The sequence below is a fragment of the Kaistia nematophila genome (assembly GCF_026343855.1).
Classification (GTDB): domain Bacteria; phylum Pseudomonadota; class Alphaproteobacteria; order Rhizobiales; family Kaistiaceae; genus Kaistia; species Kaistia nematophila.
In genome coordinates this window covers 78808-100179 of sequence record NZ_JAPKNK010000008.1, presented here as the reverse complement: position 1 = coordinate 100179, position 21372 = coordinate 78808, and the positions used below count along the sequence as shown (strand labels likewise).

At 65.5% G+C, this 21372-nt stretch carries 17 protein-coding genes and 1 tRNA gene; 10 read left to right on the top strand and 8 right to left on the bottom strand.

What is annotated here, in order from left to right:
• Positions 1–44 precede the first annotated feature (44 nt).
• The 6 genes from lon to OSH07_RS17865 all read right to left on the bottom strand — a co-directional run bounded on the left by lon (position 45) and on the right by OSH07_RS17865 (position 8355).
• Positions 45–2477 (bottom strand): endopeptidase La, encoded by a 2433-nt coding sequence (lon, locus tag OSH07_RS17890; protein WP_266340048.1) that lies wholly within the window; start codon positions 2475–2477, stop codon positions 45–47.
• Positions 2478–2868: 391 nt separating this feature from the next.
• Positions 2869–4140: an ATP-dependent Clp protease ATP-binding subunit ClpX gene (gene clpX / locus OSH07_RS17885; RefSeq protein WP_266340047.1), complete on the bottom strand. Its 1272-nt coding sequence runs from the start codon at positions 4138–4140 to the stop codon at positions 2869–2871.
• 243 nt (positions 4141–4383) lie between these two features.
• Entirely contained in the window at positions 4384–5019 is a 636-nt protein-coding gene (locus tag OSH07_RS17880; RefSeq protein ID WP_266340046.1) for an ATP-dependent Clp protease proteolytic subunit, read from the bottom strand.
• 287 nt (positions 5020–5306) lie between these two features.
• On the bottom strand, positions 5307–6659 hold the full coding sequence (tig, locus tag OSH07_RS17875) for a trigger factor (RefSeq protein ID WP_266340045.1): 1353 nt from the start codon (positions 6657–6659) through the stop codon (positions 5307–5309).
• A 75-nt stretch (positions 6660–6734) separates the two neighbouring features.
• Positions 6735–6819: transfer RNA gene (locus OSH07_RS17870), tRNA-Leu, on the bottom strand.
• 63 nt (positions 6820–6882) lie between these two features.
• Positions 6883–8355, bottom strand: coding sequence for an NAD(P)H-hydrate dehydratase (locus tag OSH07_RS17865; protein WP_266340044.1), 1473 nt, complete (start codon positions 8353–8355; stop codon positions 6883–6885).
• A gap of 206 nt (positions 8356–8561) precedes the next feature.
• On the opposite strand from OSH07_RS17865, the gene OSH07_RS17860 reads away from it, so the two are divergent.
• The 4 genes from OSH07_RS17860 (at position 8562) to OSH07_RS17845 (ending at position 11592) form a co-directional block, all read left to right on the top strand.
• Entirely contained in the window at positions 8562–8993 is a 432-nt protein-coding gene (locus tag OSH07_RS17860) for a protein tyrosine phosphatase family protein (protein WP_266340043.1), read from the top strand.
• Between the two features lie 234 nt (positions 8994–9227).
• Complete coding sequence (locus tag OSH07_RS17855; RefSeq protein ID WP_018185381.1) at positions 9228–9566, top strand: P-II family nitrogen regulator; 339 nt, start codon at positions 9228–9230, stop codon at positions 9564–9566.
• 114 nt (positions 9567–9680) lie between these two features.
• On the top strand, positions 9681–11090 hold the full coding sequence (gene glnA / locus OSH07_RS17850) for a type I glutamate--ammonia ligase (protein WP_266340042.1): 1410 nt from the start codon (positions 9681–9683) through the stop codon (positions 11088–11090).
• Positions 11091–11184: 94 nt separating this feature from the next.
• A complete protein-coding gene (locus OSH07_RS17845) occupies positions 11185–11592 on the top strand; it encodes an acyl-CoA thioesterase (protein ID WP_266340041.1) in 408 nt (135 codons plus the stop codon).
• A gap of 151 nt (positions 11593–11743) precedes the next feature.
• Here the strand turns inward: OSH07_RS17845 and OSH07_RS17840 are convergent, their stop codons facing one another.
• Complete coding sequence (locus tag OSH07_RS17840; protein WP_266340040.1) at positions 11744–12622, bottom strand: SMP-30/gluconolactonase/LRE family protein; 879 nt, start codon at positions 12620–12622, stop codon at positions 11744–11746.
• Positions 12623–12834: 212 nt separating this feature from the next.
• Here OSH07_RS17840 and OSH07_RS17835 point away from each other — a divergent pair, with 212 nt between their 5' ends.
• From OSH07_RS17835 to OSH07_RS17810, 6 genes are all read left to right on the top strand, one after another.
• Positions 12835–13782 carry a dihydrodipicolinate synthase family protein gene (locus OSH07_RS17835; RefSeq protein WP_266340039.1) on the top strand — a complete coding sequence of 316 codons (948 nt, stop codon included), beginning with the start codon at positions 12835–12837 and terminating at the stop codon, positions 13780–13782.
• 31 nt (positions 13783–13813) lie between these two features.
• Positions 13814–14617, top strand: a complete 804-nt coding sequence (locus OSH07_RS17830) for an NAD-dependent epimerase/dehydratase family protein (protein WP_266340038.1) — start codon at positions 13814–13816, stop codon at positions 14615–14617.
• Between the two features lie 358 nt (positions 14618–14975).
• On the top strand, positions 14976–16061 hold the full coding sequence (locus tag OSH07_RS17825; protein WP_266340037.1) for a substrate-binding domain-containing protein: 1086 nt from the start codon (positions 14976–14978) through the stop codon (positions 16059–16061).
• 143 nt (positions 16062–16204) lie between these two features.
• Complete coding sequence (locus OSH07_RS17820; RefSeq protein WP_266340036.1) at positions 16205–18487, top strand: ABC transporter permease; 2283 nt, start codon at positions 16205–16207, stop codon at positions 18485–18487.
• Positions 18488–18495: 8 nt separating this feature from the next.
• Positions 18496–19287 carry an ATP-binding cassette domain-containing protein gene (locus OSH07_RS17815; RefSeq protein ID WP_266340035.1) on the top strand — a complete coding sequence of 264 codons (792 nt, stop codon included), beginning with the start codon at positions 18496–18498 and terminating at the stop codon, positions 19285–19287.
• A gap of 338 nt (positions 19288–19625) precedes the next feature.
• Positions 19626–20279 carry a nitroreductase family protein gene (locus tag OSH07_RS17810; protein ID WP_266340034.1) on the top strand — a complete coding sequence of 218 codons (654 nt, stop codon included), beginning with the start codon at positions 19626–19628 and terminating at the stop codon, positions 20277–20279.
• Here OSH07_RS17810 and OSH07_RS17805 read toward each other — a convergent pair.
• Positions 20260–21174 carry a DMT family transporter gene (locus tag OSH07_RS17805; protein WP_266340033.1) on the bottom strand — a complete coding sequence of 305 codons (915 nt, stop codon included), beginning with the start codon at positions 21172–21174 and terminating at the stop codon, positions 20260–20262. The genes OSH07_RS17810 and OSH07_RS17805 overlap by 20 nt on opposite strands.
• Positions 21175–21372 lie beyond the last annotated feature (198 nt).

Here is a 21372-nt window from a genome sequence, read left to right as displayed (position 1 = left end):
CCCGCCGAAGGGGCGGGCGTCGTCATTTTGGCGGGATTCCGCCGTTAGTGAGCGGTCAGAGCCGATGCCGGATCGTCCTGTGCGACGACCGTCTTGTCCGCCACTTCCTTGCTCTCATCCCAGGTGATCGGCTCCGGCTGACGCACCAGGGCGTGGGCCAGAACATCGTCCATCCGGGCGACCGGAATGATCTCGAGGCCGTTCTTCACATTGTCCGGGATCTCGGCGAGATCCTTGGCATTGTCCTCGGGGATCATCACGGTCTTGATCCCGGCGCGCAGCGCCGCGAGCAGCTTCTCCTTCAGGCCACCGATCGGCAGGACGCGACCACGCAGCGTGATCTCGCCCGTCATGGCGACATCCTTGCGGACGGCGATGCCGGTCATGGTGGAGACGATCGCCGTCACCATCGCGATACCGGCCGACGGGCCATCCTTGGGCGTCGCGCCTTCCGGCACGTGCACGTGGATGTCGCGCCGGTCGAACAGCGGCGGCTCGATACCGAAATCGACCGAACGCGAGCGGACATAGGACGCCGCCGCGGAGATCGATTCCTTCATCACGTCGCGAAGGTTGCCGGTCACGGTCATGCGCCCCTTGCCGGGCATCATGACGCCTTCGATGGTCAGGATCTCGCCACCGACTTCCGTCCAGGCGAGGCCCGTCACGACGCCGACCTGGTCCTCGAGCTCCGCCTCGCCGTAGCGATAATGCGGAACGCCGAGGTATTCCTCGACGACCTTCTCGGTGACATCGACCGACTTCACCTTCTTCAGCAGGATGTCCTTGACCGCCTTGCGGGCCAGCGTGGCCAGCTCGCGCTCCAGGCTCCGGACGCCGGCCTCCCGCGTGTAGCGACGGATGACGAAGCGCAACGCCTCGTCCTCCAGCGTGAACTCCTTGTCGTGCAGGCCGTGGTTCTTCACGACCTTCGGCAACAGGTGGTTCCGGGCGATCGCCAGCTTCTCATCCTCGGTGTATCCGGCGATGCGGATGATCTCCATACGGTCCATCAGCGGGCCGGGGATGTTCAGCGTGTTGGCCGTCGTCACGAACATCACGTTCGACAGGTCGTAGTCGACCTCGAGGTAGTGATCGTTGAACGTGCTGTTCTGCTCCGGATCCAGCACCTCGAGCAGGGCCGAAGACGGGTCGCCGCGGAAGTCCTGGCCCATCTTGTCGATCTCGTCGAGCAGGAAGAGCGGATTGGACTTCTTCGCCTTCTTCATCGACTGGATGACCTTGCCGGGCATCGAGCCGATATAGGTGCGCCGGTGGCCACGGATCTCGGCCTCGTCGCGCACGCCGCCGAGCGACATGCGGACATATTCACGGCCGGTCGCCTTGGCGATCGAGCGGGCGAGCGAGGTCTTGCCGACGCCTGGAGGGCCGACGAGGCAGAGGATCGGCCCCTTCAGCGTGTTGGCGCGGCTCTGCACGGCCAGGTACTCAATGATCCGGTCCTTGACCTTGTCGAGGCTGTAGTGATCCGCGTCGAGCACCTCCTGCGCGAAACGCAGGTCGTGCTTGACCTTGGAGCGCTTGCCCCACGGAATCCCGAGCAGCCAGTCGAGGTAGTTGCGGACCACCGTCGCCTCGGCCGACATCGGCGACATCTGGCGGAGCTTCTTCAGCTCGCCGATCGCCTTCTCGTTGGCTTCCTTCGACAGCTTGGTCTTGGCGATGCGCTCCTCGAGTTCGGCGAGTTCGTCCTTGCCGTCCTCCTGGTCGCCCAGCTCCTTCTGGATCGCCTTCATCTGCTCGTTCAGATAGTACTCGCGCTGGGTCTTCTCCATCTGCCGCTTGACGCGGGAGCGGATGCGCTTTTCCACCTGCAGCACGGAGATCTCGCTCTCCATCAGGCCGAGCACGCGCTCCAGGCGGCCGGCGACGGTCGGCAGGGCGAGGATCGCCTGCTTCTCCGGAATCTTGATGGCGAGGTGCGAGGCAACCGTGTCGGCCAGCTTCGAATAGTCGTCGATCTGCGTGACCGCGCCGACGACCTCGGGCGAGACCTTCTTGTTGAGCTTCACATAATTCTCGAACTCGGTGACGACCGAGCGGGCGAGCGCCTCCACCTCGACCTTGTCGCCAAAGTCGTCGGGGAGAACCTTCGCATAGGCCTCGTAATAGGCCTCATGGTCGGTGTAGCGCTGGATCTCGGCGCGGGCGATGCCCTCGACCAGAACCTTCACGGTGCCGTCCGGCAGCTTCAGGAGCTGCAGCACGCTGGCGAGCGTGCCGACGGGGAAGATCGCGTCGGGCGCCGGGTCGTCGTCGCTGGCATTCTGCTGGGTCGCCAGCAGGATCTGCTTGTCCGCCCGCATCACCTCTTCCAGCGCACGGATCGACTTCTCTCGCCCGACAAACAGCGGCACGATCATATGCGGGAACACGACGATGTCACGCAGCGGCAGGACCGGATAGAGTTCGTCGCCCGCTTCGAGGCCGATCGAACGCTTGGTATCAGCTGTCATGAGGCATTCCTTTCGAACCGGGTACGGCCCAGAATTGGCACCGTTCGGCTTGGGAGATGAGCCGCCCGCCAAGAAAAGGATGGCCGGCGGATCGACTCAGGGGTCGGAGCATCTTGCAATGCGTTGTCCATTAGGTGGCGTTGCACCATCGGGGTGTCAAGTTGCCGGCCTCACGCTTCCTGTCTCCAGGATCCAGGTTTTCGTCGGGTCCCTTACGACAGAAGGGCCGTCCCGCTCCACGGCACGCGCCGACCGCCGATAAACCTCTGAGCGCCAAACCGATTTGCCCAGTTCATCGGCATTCGGACACCCTCATCATGCTGCCCGAAAACGGACAAAAAAACGGCGGGGACAAGCCCCGCCGTTTTCAACTCGCTATGGCAGCCTTCGCTTACGCGCCGGCGTTCGCCACCACTTCGTCCTGCCGCTCGGCATAGATGTAGAGCGGACGGGCGGAACCATCGACCACCTCGGCCGAGATGACGACTTCCTGCACGCCATCGAGGCCCGGCAGGTCGAACATCGTCTCGAGCAGGATCGCTTCCATGATCGAACGGAGACCGCGGGCGCCGGTCTTGCGCTCGATGGCCTTGCGGGCGATCGCCGAAAGCGCGTCCGGATGGAAGGTCAGCTCGACATTCTCCATCTCGAACAGACGCTGGTACTGCTTGACGAGCGCGTTCTTGGGCTCGGTCAGGATGGTGATCAGCGCCGGCTCGTCGAGATCCTCGAGCGTCGCCAGGACCGGCAGACGACCGACGAATTCCGGGATCAGGCCGAACTTCAGCAGATCCTCGGGCTCGACATTGCGGAACAGCTCGCCGGTGCGGCGATCTTCCGGCGCCGCGACACGCGCACCGAAGCCGATCGAGGTCGACCGGCCGCGATCCGAGATGATCTTCTCGAGGCCTGCAAAAGCGCCACCGCAGATGAACAGGATGTTCGTGGTGTCGACCTGCAGGAACTCCTGCTGCGGATGCTTGCGGCCGCCCTGCGGCGGCACGGAGGCAACCGTGCCTTCCATGATCTTCAGAAGCGCCTGCTGCACGCCCTCGCCCGACACGTCGCGCGTGATCGACGGGTTGTCGGACTTGCGGGAGATCTTGTCGACTTCGTCGATGTAGACGATGCCGCGCTGGGCCCGCTCGACATTGTAGTCGGCCGACTGCAGCAGCTTCAGGATGATGTTCTCGACGTCCTCGCCGACATAGCCGGCCTCGGTCAGGGTGGTCGCGTCGGCCATCGTGAAGGGCACGTCGAGGATGCGGGCCAGCGTCTGCGCGAGCAGCGTCTTGCCGCAACCGGTCGGGCCGATCAGCAGGATGTTCGACTTGGACAACTCGACGTCGTTGTTCTTCGCCGCGTGGTTCAGCCGCTTGTAGTGGTTGTGGACCGCGACCGAGAGCACGCGCTTGGCGTGGCGCTGGCCGATCACGTAATCGTCCAGAACGGCGCAGATCTCGAGCGGCGTCGGAACGCCGTCGCGCGATTTCACCAGCGAGGACTTCGATTCCTCGCGAATGATGTCCATGCAGAGCTCGACGCATTCATCGCAGATGAACACGGTCGGACCTGCGATCAGCTTGCGCACCTCATGCTGGCTCTTGCCGCAAAACGAGCAATAGAGCGTATTCTTGGTGTCGCTTCCGCTGACTTTGCTCATCCGTCTACCTCGCTGTCGTTCAGGCTTAGGACCTCCAAACGACTTCTTCGATGTCTCGTCCGGTCCGACCTGGCTCGAACCGGTGGTCGAAAATCGGACCTTTATGTCCCTTCCGACGGAAGCAATCCTACGATTGCGATCCAATCATGCTAAGCGCGACATGATCAACAGATACTTAATGTCGCGGTCGGCCGCCGTACAGCCGACCCAGCTTGGCGGGAGGGTTAGTCCGGATCGATGCGATCAGTCCTTCTTGATCGAATCGAGCGCCTCGCGGCTCGTCAGAACCTGGTCGATCAGACCAAACTCGACGGCGCGCTCGGCCACCATGAAGTTGTCGCGCTCGAGCGCGTCTTCAACCGTCTTCATGTCCTGGCCGGTGTGATGCACGTAGATCTCGTTGAGCCGCTTGCGCAGGCTCTCGACCTCGCGGGCATGGATCAGGATGTCCGTCACCTGGCCCTGATAGCCGCCGGAGGGCTGGTGCACCATGACACGGGCGTTCGGGAGCGCGAAGCGCATGCCCTTCTCGCCGGCGGTCAGGAGCAGCGAACCCATCGAAGCCGCCTGGCCGACGCAGAGCGTCGAGACGGCCGGCTTGATGAACTGCATCGTGTCATAGATCGCCAGGCCCGACGAAACCACGCCGCCCGGCGAGTTGATGTACATCGCGATCTCTTTCTTCGGGTTCTCGGCCTCGAGGAAGAGAAGCTGCGCGGTGATCAGCGTCGCCATGTAGTCCTCGACGGGACCCGTGACGAAGATGATCCGCTCCTTCAGCAGTCGCGAATAAATGTCGTAGGCACGCTCGCCGCGATTGGTCTGCTCGACCACCATCGGCACCAGCGTGTTCATGTAGAGGTCGATAGGATCTTTCATGATCTTCCTTCGGCGCAGTGGACTGCCACGGTTACCTTGAGATGCCCCGGCCGACCTCACTCGGCTCGACCGATTCCCCGGGGCTTGAAGGCCCATACATATGGTACGCCGTCTGCGTTCGAAAGGGGTCGCGGAAGACCCTTTCGCAGATCGTCATCCCGACACGGTCGAGATCGGCGATCTCCTTGCATCCCGACCGTTTCGTGCGGAAGACCCGGCTTTCGCCGGGTCGCCCAGTTCGTTGCGGAGACGAGCCTCACCCGTCAAAGAGGCGGAACGGAGGCCGATCAGGCCTTCGCTTCTTCCTCGTCGTCCTTCATCAGCTCTTCGCGCGACACCGTCTTGTCGGTGATGTCGGCGAGGCCGAGAACGTAGTCGACGACCTTCTCCTCGAAGATCGGCGCGCGCAGGCTGGCCAGCGCGTCCGGGTTCTCGCGGTAGAAGTCGTAGACCTGCTTTTCCTGGCCCGGGAACTGACGGATCCGGTCGACGAGAGCGCGCTGCACCTCCTCGTCGGTGACCTGGATCGAGTTCTGCTCGCCGATCTCCGACAGGACGAGACCGAGGCGCACGCGGCGCTCGGCGATCTTGCGGTAGTCGGCCTTGGCGGCCTCTTCCGTCGTGTCCTCGTCGGCGAAGCTGCGGCCCGAACGCTGCAGATCCTGGGTGACCTGGTTCCAGACGTTCTGGAACTCCTGCTCAACCATGGTCGGCGGCAGCTCGAAGGCATGCTTCTCGTCGAGCTGGTCGAGCAGCTGGCGCTTGACCTTGGTGCGGGTCGCGGCGCCGAGCTGGCTCTGCAGCTGCTGGCGCATGGTGGCCTTCAGCTCGTCGAGCGATTCGATGCCGAACTTCTTCGCCCACTCGTCGTCGATGGTTGTCTCGGCCGGAGCCGCCACTTCCTTGACGACGACGTCGAAGGTCGCTGCCTTGCCGGCCAGCTGCTTCGCGCCGTATTCCTCGGGGAAGGTCACGTTGAGAACGCGCTCTTCACCGGCCTTGGCGCCGAGGAGCTGCTCCTCGAAGCCCGGAATGAAGCGGCCCGAGCCGAGCGTGACGAACGCGTTGTCGTCGGCGCCGCCCTCGAAGGCCTCGCCGTCGAGCTTGCCGAGGTAGGAAATGGTCAGGCGATCGCCGTCGGCAGCCGCGCCATCCTTGGCAGCGTAGTCGGCCGAATCGCGGGCGAGCCGCTTGATCTCGCCGTCGACTTCCTCGTCGGTGACTTCGGCGACCGGACGCTCGATCTTGACGCCCTTGAAATCGCCGAGCTCGAACTTCGGAAGGACCTCGTAGGTCATCGTGTAGGCGAGATCCTTCTTGCCCTCGAGCACGGCGCCGGCATCGGCCTCGTCCTCGGGCAGATCGAAGCTCGGCTGCATCGCAGCGCGCTCGCCGCGCTCCTCGAGCGTCTTGCGGGCGTTCTCGTTCAGCACGTTCTGGACGATCTCAGCCATGGCCGACTTGCCGTAGATGCGGCGCAGATGCGCCACCGGCACCTTGCCCGGACGGAAGCCCTTGAGCTGGACCTGGCCCTTCATCTCTTCCAGGCGCGCCGAAAGGCGGCTGTCGAGTTCGGTCGCCGGGACCACGATCTTGAGTTCACGTTTCAGGCCCTCTGCGAGGGTCTCGGTCACCTGCATGTTCAGCGCTTTCTGTCTTGATCCGATCGGTCTTTGGCGTTTCGCCCGGCTGCATTCACGGCTTATTCCGGACGTTGGTGCGGGCGGAGGGACTTGAACCCCCACGGCGCAAGCCACTGGAACCTAAATCCAGCGTGTCTACCAATTCCACCACGCCCGCAATAACCGGTCGCGGCTAGGCTCCGGCCAAGGTGGCGCCTCTATAGCACTAGCGGTCGCAGGGTCAAACGAAAAGCCGCGTGAACACACGGGGAAGCGCGTCGGCGAGATCTTCCGCAATCAGGCCGCGCCCCAGCACCGCTCCCGCCTCGCCATGCAGCCAGACCGCCGCGCCCGCTGCCTCGAAAGCGGGCATGCCCTCGGCGACTAGGCCGAGGATGATGCCGGCGAGCGTGTCGCCCGAACCGGCGGTCGCGAGATAAGGCGGCGCATTGTCGGCAATCATCGCCCGGCCGGACGGATCGGCGACGGTCGTGTCCGCCCCCTTGAGCAGGACGACCGCGCCCGAACGGGCCGCCGCCTGGCGGGCGCGGTCGAGCTTGCCGGGAAGCGCGGCGAGATCGGGAAAGAGACGCGCGAACTCGCCGTCATGCGGGGTCATCACCACCGGCGCCGGCCGGCCGGCGATCCGCGCGAACAATTGCTGCGGCTCCGCCTTGAAGGCGGAAAGGCCATCGGCATCGAGGACCACGGCCGCCGGGGACGCCAGCGCCGCCTCGACCAGAGGCCGCGCCACCTCGATCGCGCCGAGGCCGGGCCCGAGGCCGACCGCGTTGAGCCGGCGATCGGAAAGGAGCGCCGCCAGGCCGTCGGCGCCGTCCATCCGCTTCAGCATGACGGCCGTCAGATGGGCGGCGTTGACCGCCAGCGCATCCGGCGGCGATGCGAGCGTCACCAGCCCCGCCCCGCTCCGCAGCGCCGCATGCGCCGCGAGCCGCGCCGCGCCGGTCTGCGTCATGCCGCCGGAAACCACCACGGCATGGCCGCGGTCATATTTGTGGCCGTCGACCTTCAGCACCGGCAGAGACGGCAGCCAGGCCTCGGGGCGGTTGAGCGCGGCCTTGGGCGCGATCCGCTCCAGCACCGTCTCGCGGATGCCGATGTCGGCGACCGTCAGCCGGCCCACATGCACCCGGCCCGGCATAAGCACATGGCCGGGCTTCGCGCGGAAGAAGGTCACGGTCTCGGTCGCCCGCACGGCGACGCCCAGAACCTGGCCGGTCTCTCCCTGGATGCCGCTCGGCAGGTCGACGGCGACGATGCGCGCGCCCGAACGATTGATCGTCTCGATGGCGCGCGCCGCCTCGCCGCCGATCTCGCGATCGAGGCCGGCGCCGAACAGCGCGTCGACGATGACGCCGCTGCCATGAAAATCGAGTTCGGCGAGCGACACGACCTCGCCGCGCCAGGCAGCGGCCGCCAGCGCCGCGTCGCCCTTCAGCCGGTCGAGCCCGCCGAGCAGGCCTAGTTGCACGCGGTAGCCGCGCCCACCCAGGATGCGCGCCGCGACGAAGCCGTCGCCGCCATTGTTGCCGGGGCCGCAGGCGATGGCGATTCGCGTGCCGAGCGGCGAGCGCGCCACTACGTCGGCAACGGCCCGCCCGGCCGTCTCCATCAACTCGATCCCCGGCGTTCCCGCGGCGATCGTCAACCGGTCCGCCTCGGCCATCTCCGCCGGCGTCAAAAGCTCGATCATGCTCTCCACCCATCTGCCGAGCACGGGCGCCCTGCAGCCCGCCCCGTCGCCCGGGCAGAGTGGAGCGGCACCGGCCATATCGCAACCGCGTTGCCGGCAGGATCGGTGGCCGCGACGAAGCCACCCGCGCCGCCATCGGCGAGGTTGTTCATTTTCCGTGCTGCGGTAAGTTCTCCGCCGACATCATTCGGAACAGGGACACGCGCATGACCGCCCTCATCAAGATCAACGACAAGCTCTCCGTCGCCGGACAGATCGAACTCGAGGATTTCGCCACGCTGGCCGGACTCGGCTTCAAGGCCGTCATCAACAATCGCCCCGAGGGCGAGGAGCCGACGCAGCCGGCATCGGCCGAGGAAGCCGAGGCCGCGGCGAAGAACGGGCTCACCTATGCCCACATTCCCGTCACCGGCCCGTCGATCCGCGAGCAGGACGTGCGCGACCTGCAGGCGGTGCTGGCGAAGACGGAGGGCCCGGTGCTGGCACATTGTCGCAGTGGAACGCGCTCGCTGACCCTCTTCGCCATCGGCGAGGTGTTGGATGGCCGCATGAAGCGCGAGGATCTGCCGGCTTTCGGCGCCAGCCACGGCCTCGACATGCGGGGCGCCGACGCCTGGCTGGCACGCAACGGCCACTGATTGCCGGGCGCGCCACGCAATTGATGCCAGCTTGTTGATCAATTGCCTATAAATTGATCAATATTCAGATAGCTTTTGCGCGATACGCGCTATGATGCGGTGCGATAAGCCCAATTTTCTGGCGTTTTCTGGCAAGGCCGGCAATTGGCACGGAGACTGCAAGTGAGGTTGCCAGGCCGACAGATCGGCCAGGTTGGCAGGCATTTGAGGCAAGCATTCGGAGATGCGGAGGCAATGAAGAAGATCGAAGCCATCATCAAGCCCTTCAAGCTCGATGAAGTGAAGGAAGCGCTGCAGGAAGTTGGCCTGCAAGGCATTACCGTCACCGAAGCCAAGGGCTTTGGACGGCAGAAGGGCCACACCGAGCTGTATCGCGGCGCGGAATACGTGGTCGACTTCCTGCCCAAGGTGAAGGTCGAGATCGTGCTGGGCGACGAGCTCGTCGAACGCGCGGTCGATGCCATTCGCAAGGCCGCGCAAACTGGTCGCATTGGTGACGGCAAGATTTTCGTCTCCAACATCGAGGAGGCGGTTCGGATTCGCACAGGCGAAAGCGGACTCGACGCGATATAGCTCTTTCATTCCGCCGACAGATGTGATTGTCGGCATTCCCTCCCCCGGCCCAGCCGGTTCCTGCTTGCCTCAGCCACGACCGGGCACAATTCCCCTGATAGAAGGAAGAAACTGATGACGACCGCGAAAGACGTCCTGAAGCTCATCAAGGAGCAGGACGTGAAGTATGTGGACTTCCGGTTCACGGATCCGCGCGGCAAGTGGCAGCACGTGACGTTCGACATCGGCATGATCGACGAAGAGATCTTCGCCGAAGGCACGATGTTCGACGGCTCGTCGATCGCCGGCTGGAAGGCGATCAACGAATCCGACATGCTGCTGATGCCCGATCCGTCGACCGCCGCGATCGACCCGTTCTTCGCGCAGTCCACGCTTTCGATCGTCTGCGACGTGCTCGAGCCGTCGACCGGCGAAGCCTATGACCGCGACCCGCGCGGCATCGCCAAGAAGGCCGAGGCCTACCTGAAGCAGACCAAGATCGGCGACACGATCTATGTCGGCCCGGAAGCCGAATTCTTCGTTTTCGACGACGTCAAGTTCTCGGCCACCCCGTACAACACGGGCTTCAAGCTCGACGACATCGAGCTGCCGACCAACTCGGACACCGACTACGAGAGCGGCAACCTCGGCCACCGCGTCAAGACCAAGGGCGGCTACTTCCCCGTCCCGCCGATCGACAGCCTGCAGGACATGCGCGGCGACATGCTCGCAGCGATGCAGTCGATGGGCGTCGTCGTCGAGAAGCACCACCACGAAGTGGCTTCGGCCCAGCATGAGCTCGGCGTCAAGTTCGGCACGCTCGTGACGATGGCCGACCACATGCAGATCTACAAGTACGCGATCCACAACGTCGCGAACTCGTATGGCAAGACCGCCACCTTCATGCCGAAGCCGGTCTATGGCGACAACGGCTCGGGCATGCACGTGCACCAGTCGATCTGGAAGGAAGGCAAGCCGGTCTTCGCCGGCAACGAATACGCCGACCTGTCGGAGACCTGCCTGTACTACATCGGCGGCATCATCAAGCATGCCAAGTCGCTGAACGCCTTCACCAACCCGCTGACCAACTCCTACAAGCGTCTGGTCCCGGGCTACGAGGCTCCGGTCCTGCTCGCCTACTCGGCGCGCAACCGTTCGGCTTCCTGCCGTATCCCGTTCGCGACCTCGCCGAAGGCGAAGCGCGTCGAAGTCCGCTTCCCGGATCCGGGTGCGAACCCCTACCTCGCCTTCGCTGCCATGCTGATGGCCGGCCTCGACGGCATCAAGAACAAGATCCATCCGGGCGCCGCGATGGACAAGAACCTGTACGACCTGCCCCCGAAGGAACTGAAGAAGATCCCGACGGTCTGCGGTTCGCTGCGTGAAGCGCTCGCCTCGCTCGAGAAGGACCACGCCTACCTGCTGGAAGGCGGCGTCTTCTCGAAGTCGATGATCGACGCCTACATCGAGCTCAAGATGGAAGAAGTCATCCGCTTCGAGCACACCCCGCACCCGGTCGAATTCGACATGTACTATTCGGTCTGACCGGACCCGGATGCAGTATCAGCGGGGCGCCTTCGGGCGCCCCGTTTCGTTTCAAGTCCGATCGCCAGCCGATCGCCAGCTTTCAGGAACCACGATGACCGCCCAGAACGCGCCGGACTTCCCGCACCAGACGACCATCCCCGTCATCCGCACCATCGCCATGCCGCACGACACCAACCCGGCCGGCGACATCTTCGGCGGCTGGCTGATGTCGCAGATGGATCTCGGCGCGAGCACGATCGCGACCCGGCGCGCGCGGGGCCGCACGGTGACGGCATCGGTGGATGGAATGTCGTTCCTGAGCCCCGTCTTCGTCGGCGACGAAGTGACGATCTACGGGCGCATCCTGTCGACGGGCCGCTCGTCGATGCGCGTCTTCGTCGAGGCCTGGCGGCGCAACCGCCAGAGCGACGAGGTCACCAAGGTGACCGAGGCGACCTTCACCTTCGTGGCGATCGACGCGACCCGCAAGTCGCGACCGCTGCCGCCGGAAGAGGGCTGACGCGCGCTCCGATAGGAGAAAGGCCCTCGCCCACCCCTCTCCCGCGAGCGGGCGAAGGCGTTTGGGCCGGCGCCAGGGCGGGCGACTACTCCCTCCCCCGCTCGCGGGAGAGGGTTGGGGCAAGGATCTTCGAACCTCGCCCCTTGAAAAGCTAGACGTCGCGGAAGCGCGAGACCGGCGAGCCGGCGACCGGCGACGTGCCGATGAAGACGGAACCCGTCAGCGGCCAGCGCTGCAACTGCTCCTCGGTCCGGCCGTCGCGCAGGCTGGTCAGGAACAGGGTCTTCATGTCCGGGCCGCCAAAGGCCGGCATGGTCGGCGCGGCGGCGGGAACGTCATAGCTCGCCAGCAGTTCGCCCTCCGGCGAGAAGCGGTTCAGCTTGGCGCCCGAGACGCCGGCGCTCCAATAGCAGCCCTCGGCGTCCGTGGCGCCGCCATCCGGCCGGCCGATCGTGTCGTCGAGCACGGCGATGCGCTTGCGATCGCTGATTTCGCCGGTAGCCGGATCCAGGCTCCAGCGGTCGATCCAGGGGCCGCGCGAATCCGAGTGGAACATCGTCCGCCCGTCCGGGCTGAAGGCGAGGCCGTTCGACACCATCAGGCCGTCGACCTTCTTCTCGACGGTGCCGTCCGGCGCGACGCGGTAGAGCGCGCAGACCGGCTGGCGATTCGCGTCCATGCTGCCGACCCAGAAGCAGCCATCCGGCCCGACCTTGCCGTCGTTCAGGCGCGTATCGGGCATGTCGGCCTCGATTTCGGCCAGCGTCCGGTTGTCGCCCGTCTCCGGATCGAAGACCACGACGCTGTCGCGCAGCGCCACGACGAACCGGCCGCTCTCGGTCAGGCCGAACGAGCCGACCACGGTCGGAAAGCGCCACACCTGCGTCTCCCCCGTGGCGAGGTCCACCGCGTGGATCGCCTTGTCGGGGATGTCGCAATAGAGCAGCCGGTTGTTGCGATCGTCATAGACGGCACTCTCGGCAAGCTGGTGCAGGGTGGGAACGAGCGGGCGAAGGCCGAGATCCGTCATGAAGAGTCTCCAGTTGATTGCAAGGGCGCACCATCGCACGCCCTTTGCTCCGCGTCGACCGCCGCCAGGTGCGGCTTCGACCGTTGCAGAGCCCCGGATTTGTCACCTGCCTGCTCAATCCCGATCACGGAATCGCGAAATGCACGGATTTCGGTCGCCAGAACGGACCCAATATGTAATAATAAATTACAAGTTGATGTCGGAGCCGTCAGATGAAGACAGATGCCGTTACCCCCGCCGATCTCGCCCGTTCCGTTCTGTCCGTGCCGCCGCTGCCGCGCGGCGCGGATGGCGCCATCCATGAGGGAGAGACAGGGCGGCTCGTCGAGTGGCTGCATTCCGGCGGCGTGACGACCTATCTCTTCGGCGGCAACGCCAACCTCTACAACATGGGCACCGCCGAACTGGCGACGCTGCTCGATGTGCTGGAACGGATCTCGCCGGCCGATGGCTGGATGATCCCGTCCTTCGGCGCGGACTACGGCAAGTCCTGCGATCAGATCGACCTGCTGCGCCAGCGCGCCTTCCCGACCGCGATGCTGCTGCCCCTCACCTTCCCGGCCACGCCCGGCGGGGTCGCGACCGGCATCCGCAAGCTGGCCGACCGCTATGGCAGGCCGGTCATCGCCTACCTGAAGAACGAGGGCTACCTGGAGCCGCGCGATCTCGCCGCGCTGCTGGCCGATGGCGCGGTGTGCGCGGTCAAATATGCCGTCGTGCGGAAGAACCCCGCCGAGGACGCCCTGCTCGCCACCCTGCTCGATGCCGTCGGCTCGGCCGAGCGGATCATCAGCGGCATCGGCGAGCGGCCGGTGATCGACCATCTGACCGGCTTCGGCCTGAACGGCTTCACGTCGGGCTCGGTCTGCATCGCGCCGCATCTCTCGACGGCGATCCGCCGGGCGCTGGCGCAAGGCGACGTCGCCAAGGCCGCCAGCCTGCGCGAGCACTTCCTTCCGCTCGAGGACCTGCGCGACCGTCATTCGCCGATCCGCGTCCTGCACGAGGCCGTGGCGCTGGCCGGCATCAGCGCGACCGGACCGATGTCGCCGTTCCTGACCAATCTGGACGATCCGACCGTGCTGGCCGACATCCGAGCCGCCGCGGCGACGCTGCGGGCCGCCAGTCTTGAGCATGGAAGCGCCACGACGGTAAGGTGATCCGCGACGGCGCCGGAGCAAAGGACGGATCATGCCCTATCATCGCGTCCTGCTGACCGGCGCCGCCGGCAATCTCGGCCGCGTGCTGCGCGAGCGCCTCGCCGGCCGCTTCCCCGTGCTGCGGCTTTCCGACGTCGCCGAGATGGCCCCGGCCGACCCCGGCGAGGAAGTCGTCCGCTGCGACCTCGCCGACGCCGATGCCGTGACCGAGCTCTGCCGCGACGTCGACGTCATCCTGCATTTCGGCGGCCGCTCGACCGAGGCGGACTGGGACACGGTCCTCCCGGCCAATATCATCGGCGCGGTCAATCTCTGGGAGGCGGCGCGCAAAACCGGCGTGAAGCGCATCGTCTTCGCCAGCTCCAATCACGTGATCGGCCTGCACAGCCGCAGCGAGCGCATCGATCATCGGGCCATGGCGGCGCCCGACTGCCGCTATGGCCTGTCGAAGGCGTTCGGCGAAGATCTCGCCGCGCTCTACGCCTACAAGCACGGCATCGCGGCGCTCTGCATCCGCATCGGCTCGTCCTACGCCGAGCCAGCCGACGCCCGGCAATTGTCGACCTGGATGTCGTTCGGCGATCTGGTCCGGATGATCGATGTCGGGCTCACGGCCGACTACACCTATGAGATCGTCTACGGCGTCTCCGACAATTCGCGCACGTTCTGGGACAATGCCAATGCCGAGCGGCTCGGCTACACCCCCCGCGACAGCGCGGACCGCTTCATTCCGGCCCTCGCCGGCAAGACCACGGACGACCCGATCGCCGAGCGGACTCAGGGCGGCAGCTTTTCCAGCGCCGAGTTCACCGGCGACCCGGACGCGCTGCCTTAGCGGCAAGGCCGATATCGGCTGACGACCGCGCCGATGGCCGTTACTTGCCGGAGGCCAGAACCGCCGCGCCTTTATTTGGCTCAACAGAAAATACCTGCACGGCAGGGCGCTTGCCGCAGCGCAACAACGGCACTCTCCGACAACCAACCTACGAAGCATTCGGGTCGGCGCGATCTTTCGCATCGCAGCATTCGGCCTCATTACATTGCAGCATCGCGATGTAAACTGAGGGGCGAACCTCAGAACTACGACAACTTGCATCATCTGGACGTTGCGGCAGGTCGGCGGCTTGCCTATGCTGCGCTGATCCCGGAGCGCCGCAGAACGCTCCCGGGTTTAGCTATTGGGGAGGATAGTTATGAAAAAGGTTCTGAAGACGCTGGCGCTCGGCGCATCCGTCTCGCTGATCGCCACGCTGGCGCACGCCCAGGGTGGCGGCTCGCTCGGCAAGGCCGTCGGCGGCTACTCGTTCGAGGATGCGGCCAAGGAAGCGCCTGCTACCAAGGACTTCCATTCGAAGGATGGCAAGCTCACCTTCGCCATCGTCACGCACACGGCCGGCAACGGCTTCTTCGACCCCACCTATGTAGGCGCGCAGGTCGCAGCCGACGCCTTCGGCATCAACCTGATCAAGCTCGGCTCCGAAGCGCCGGTCGACGACATTCCGCGCGAAATCGAGATCCTGAACCAGGTCATCAACGATCCCACGATCGACGGCCTGATCATGACCACGCCGCAGTCGGGCGCCTATGACGACATCGTCAACAAGGCCTTCGCCAACGGCATCCCTGTCGCCACCACCAACTCCTTCGATCCGAAGCTCGCCCACCGCTCGCAGATCAGCCACACCGGCCAGCTCTCGTCGGCGGCGGCGATCGGCGGCGAGGCGCTCGCCAAGTGCATCCTCGACTCGGGCGCCAAGGGCGGCTCGATCATCTTCCCGTCGACGACGACGCTCGGCAACGAGGAAGTCAACCGCCGCGTCACGGCTGCGTTCGAGGCCACCGTCAAGGCGCTGAACGACGCCGGCCGCCTGGCCGATTTCAAGGTCGACGCCGGCCCGGAGAACATCGGCATCGACGTGAACAAGGACGACATCGTCAACTCGGTCGTCTCGCTGATCGAGTCGCGCGGCGACGTCGTCGGCGGCTTCGCGGCGAACGGCTTTGTGACCCCGGCGCTCGGCGACGCCGTCGCCCAGCTGAAGCTCAACGGCAAGATCTGCGCCTTCGGCTTCGACCTCGGTCCGAAGCAGCAGGAACAGATCCGCACCGGCGCGCTCACCGGCTCGCTCGGCCAGCAGCCCTTCCTGCAGGGCTTCTGGCCCGTCGCCCAACTCTATCTCCAGATCGACCGCGGCGTTTCCGCCGCCAATCTCGACACGAGCGCGCAGCTCGTGACGAAGGACACGGTCGACCTGGTCGGCAAGCGCTTCGAAAACTAGGCCGCTTTCCGCCAGCCTTCCCCGCGAAGCGCTGGCGGACGACGCTTCCGTCTCTCTGTCCGGATCGGCCTCGCGCGCCCGGACGGAGAGACGTGACGCGCCCTGGAGCCAGAGGCTCGTTTCGACGCAAAGATGCAAAGCCCATGACATCGACGACCCTTGCCCCCGCACGCAGACGCCTGCCGCTCGAACTGATCGGGGGCTGGGAAGTCGGCCTGCTGATCTTCATGGTGCTGCTCTACCTAGCGGGCGTTTTCATCAACCCGAAGTTCTTCGGCCAGACCGACGCGATCTCGGCGATCCTGCGCGACACCGCCCGCTACGGCGTGATGGCCGCCGGCATGACGTTCGTGATCATCAACAAGGACCTCGACCTCTCGGTCGGATCGACCTTCGGACTGGTCGCGACGATCTTCTCGCTCGCTTTCTCAACCTCCTACTATGACCTCGGCATCGTGCCGTCGCTCGTCGCTGCCATTCTCGTCGGCCTGGGCGTCGGGCTGATCAACGGCTTCTTCATCACCGTCCTGCGCGTTCCCTCCTTCATCACGACGCTGACCATGCTGTTCATCGGGCGCGGCTTCGTGCTCGGGCTCACCGGCGGCAAGACGGTCTCCTACAGCGAGAAGGCGGCGACGGCGCCCTGGTTCTTCCAGATCGGCGAGACCAACGCCTTCGGCTTCAACAACCAGATCCTGATCTTCGTGCTGGTGACTGTCGTCGGCATGATCGTGCTTGCCAAGACGCGCTGGGGCTACGAGACCTACGCCACCGGCGGCAACGAGCTGGCGGCGACCTATGCCGGCATCCCGACCCGTCGCGTCCGCATGCGCGCCTATGTGCTCTCGGCGCTGGCGGCCACCCTCGCCGGCCTGATGAGCGTCGCGCAGGACAAGGGCATCACCTCGCAATATGGCCAGGGCGCCGAGCTGATCGTCATCGCCGCCGTCATCGTCGGCGGCGCCTCGATCCTCGGCGGTCGAGGCCGGCTCATCGGCGGCGCGCTCGGCGCGGTCCTCGTCACGCTGATCGACAAGGTGCTGCGCGAGGGCATTCCGATGACCCGCACCGTCAAGGTGGGCGACGTCGAGATGCAGGTGCAGGGCATGGCGCAGCTGCCGCCCGGCGCGGTGCCGGCCTTCCTCGGCCTGATCCTGCTGATCTCCGTGCTGATCGAGCCCTGGATCATCCGCCGCAACGTCTTCCCGCGCCTCTGGGCGCGGCTGCGCGGGCGTCCTCTGCCACCCGTCATCGAGGTGGGCGGTGTCGCGATCGAGGGCGCGCAGACCAAGGGCTCGTCCGCCTCCGACCGCTCCATGCGGGCGCGGGGTCCGATCGGCCACTTCCTGGCCCGGCGTGACGCGGCGGCGATCATTCTCGCCGTCGTGCTCTGGTGCATCGGGCTTTATCTCCGTCCCGACTTCTGGGGCTCGCTCGACAACACCTTCAACCTGATGCTGTCCTTCACCGAGGTGGGCCTGCTCGCGATCGGCATGACCTATGTCATCGCCAATGGCGACATCGACCTCTCGGTCGGCTCGGTGCTGGCGCTTTCGGCCGCCACCTGCGCCTTCCTGATGAAGCAGATGGGCTTTGATCCCTGGCAGGCCGTCTTCATCGCCCTGATCGCCGGCGCGGCGGCCGGCGTGGTTAACGCATTGCTAACAGTCAGCTTCGGTCTGCCGGCCTTCGTCGCGACGCTCGGCATGTTCTACATGGCGCGCGGCATCGGCGCCTGGCTGACGGCGGGCCGGCAGCTCTCCTCCTTCCCGGAGGCGTTCAACCTGATCGGCCGCAAGCTGATCGACGCGCTGGCCTATTTCGGCATCGCGCCGGCGCGGGGAACGCTGCTCTACGACATCGCGGCGGCGCTCAGCGTGCAGACGATCTTCATGGTCGTGGTCGCCGTTCTCGCCGGCATCGTCCTGGCCAAGACGCCGTTCGGCCAGATGGTCTATGCGACGGGCGGCAATCGCCGCGCCGCCGACTACGCCGGCATCAACACGGCGCGGGTGCGGGCCCTCAGCCTGGTGTTCTCGGCGCTCTGCGCGGCGTTTGCCGGCGTCATCTATGTCGCGTTCCTGCGCTCGTTCAATCCGTCCGCCGGCCAGCTCCGCGAGCTTGACGCGATCGCTGCCGTCATCATCGGCGGCGGTTCGATCTTCGGCGGCTATGGCACGGTGCTCGGGGCGCTCGCCGGCGCGGCGGTGATCGCGCTCATCCGGTCGCTGCTGTCGCTGCAGTTGATCCTCGGCAATGGCCAATCCTTCGTGATGCCGCAGCACTGGGTCAACGTCTTCATCGGCCTGATCCTCGTCGTCGCCGTCGTCGGCGACATCTGGTTCCGCCAGGGCGACCTGGCCGGCTCCATCCGTCGCCGCCTTTCCCGCAAATCCGGGCCCGCGCCCGAAACAGCGCACATCTGAGAACGCCCATGTCAGAAAACAAGACCGCCAAGCCGATCGTCGAGATGCGTCACATCTCCAAGGCCTTCGGCCCTGTCCAGGCCCTGAAGGACATCAACCTGACCCTCGGTGAGGGCGAGATCCTCGGCCTCGTCGGCGACAATTCGGCCGGCAAGTCAACGCTGATGAAGGTGATGACGGGCGCCTACCAGCGCGATACCGGTGACGTTCTGGTGTCGGGCAAGCCGACCCACTTCAAGAACCCGCATGAAAGCCGCGAAGAGGGGATCGAAATGATCTACCAGGACTTCGCTCTGTGCGGGAACATGGACATCGCCCAGAATATCTTCCTCGGTCGCTGGCCGAAGAAGGGCCTCTTCGTCGATCGCAACCGCATGTATGCCGAAGCCGACGAGGTGCTGAAGCGGCTCAAGGTCGACGTCAACTCGGTGTTCCAGAAGGTCGAGAGCCTTTCCGGCGGCCGCCAGCAGTCGGTCGCCATCGCCCGCGCCATCTCCTTCAACCCGCGCGTCGTCGTCCTCGACGAGCCGACCGCCAATCTTTCCGTCATGGCGACGGAACGGCTGCTCGAGACCATGGCCGAGTTGAAGCGCCAGGGCGTGGCGCAGATCATCATCTCGCACCGCCTGACCGACATCTTCGAGGTCGGCGACCGCATCATGGTGATGAAGCGCGGCCAGAATGTCGGCGACCGCTACATCCAGCACACGACCGAACAGGAAGTGCTGGAACTGATCGTCTCCGGCACGCCCGAGACGGCCCTGACCGCCGATCAGGCGCTGGCAGGCCGCGCCGCCTGAGTCGGCTTGCGCGAGCCGTGATCCGGCTCGCGAGGTATGGCGCGGCACGATGAGGCGCCGCGCTCCGCGCGCGTAATACCCATCGACATGTCCGTCGCGGTGGATGAGGCCGAGTTCGCGCGCCTGCGGCGCCTGCCCACAAATTTGCCGCCTCAGGTCGGAATTTGTGCAGGTTTCTGTTCGGATACTGTCGAATCCGCGCAACACGAAACGCGAATTCGTCCTCAGCGTGTGCTGGAAGCAGGGTATTCCACCCTCCTCCCAATCTTGCAAATCATCCGGTCGGGGAGCATTTCTTGCGCGTAAACCGCGCCTGAAGATGAAAGCCTGCCCCCCACATGACCCATCAAGGCTCCTCCCATCACGCCGCACCGGCTTCGGCGGCCGTTCCGGTCTATGACGACGACTTCGAACTGCAGTTCTCGCCGAACATGCTCGCCAAGCTCGAAACGCGCCGCTCCGTGCCGATGCGCGCCTTCGACCCGATGCCGATCCCGGCCGATCATCTCGACCGTATCCTGAAGATTGCCGCCCGCTCGCCCGACCATGGACGCCTGGCGCCCTGGCGCTTCATCGTGATCGCCGGCGAGGCCCGGCAAGCCTCAGGCCGGCGCTTCGACGCACTCTACGCCGCCCGCAATCCGGGCCTCGACCTCTCGAAGCGCGATATGTGGACGCTCTACATGATGCGCGCGCCTGTTACCGTCGTCGTCGTCAGCCGCCCGGATCCGACGTCTCGCATCCCGGAATGGGACCAGATCCTCGGCTCCGGCGCCGTCGGCATGAACCTGATCTCGGCCGCCTCGGCGCATGGCTACGCGACCCAGTGGCTCTTGAAGTGGCCGGGCCGCGACCCCGAAGCCGCCGCAATTCTGGGCGTCCAGGCAGGCGAGCGTGTCGCCGGCTTCATCCATCTTGGCCGCCAGACCGAGCGTCCCGCCGATCGGGCTCGCCCGGACATGGACGCGATCGTCACGCACTGGACCGGCTGACAGCGCTCGCCTCGATCGACCGCACCTGCTGTGCCAGCCGCATTTCCCTCCGGAACGTATAGACGCCGGTCGCCACGACGATGAGCGTGCCGACCAGCGTCAACACGTCCGGCACGTCTCCCCAGACCAGGAAGCCGAGCACGACAGCGAACAGAATGCCGGTGTAGCGGAAGGGCGCCACGACGGCCATGGCGCCATAGCGCATCGCCATGATTGACGTCCCGTAGCCGCAGAGCAGCAGCGTCGACGCGGCTCCGAGGATCGCCCACTGCTCCAGCGACGGAACCGGCCAGTTCTCCACCAAGGAAAGGGTTGCCCCCGTCGCCGTCATCGCGGCGGCCGTGACCGCAACCACCAGCAGCGTCGGCACGCCGGACGGCATCTCGCGCGTGACGAGATCGCGCATGGTGATGAACCCCATCGAGGCGAACGCAGCCAGCGAGAACATGTCGAAGCCCGATACGCTCGGCCGCATGATCAGCAGCACGCCCAAGAAACCGACCGCGATCGCCGTCCACCGGCGCCAGCCTACCGGCTCCGCCAGGAAGATGGCGGCCGCGGCCGTCGTCATCAACGGCACGATCTGGCCAATCGCAGAGACATTGGCGATCGGCATGTTGAAGAGCGCGTAGAGGTAAAGCACGGTCGCGCCGATCTCACCGACCGTCCGCCAGGCGACCATGCGGTTGCACACGGCGCGCCACTGACGGTGCATGCCAGTCGCGAACACGACGGCGGAGATCAGCAGGAAGGAAATCGCGCCCCTTATGACGAGGATCTGGCCGGTCGGCAGGCCCTCGCTGACCAGCTTGATCAGGGTGTCGTTGATGATGAAGACCAGGTTCGAGAGCACCATCATGATGATGCCGCGAGAATTATCGGCCAGGGCGGGCATGGGACTTCAGGCAATGCGCGGCAACGCGGCGCCGCAGATGATCCGGGTCCGGGCGGCTCGGCCCTGACTGGACGAGATTGACCAATAAACCGGCACGAAGCAACCGAAGTGACGCCGTTTGCGTCACGAAATACATGAAAGGGAAGAAAAACGGGCGCGCTCGCCAGCAACGCGGAGTGTGCAGCGCAGCATAGACGG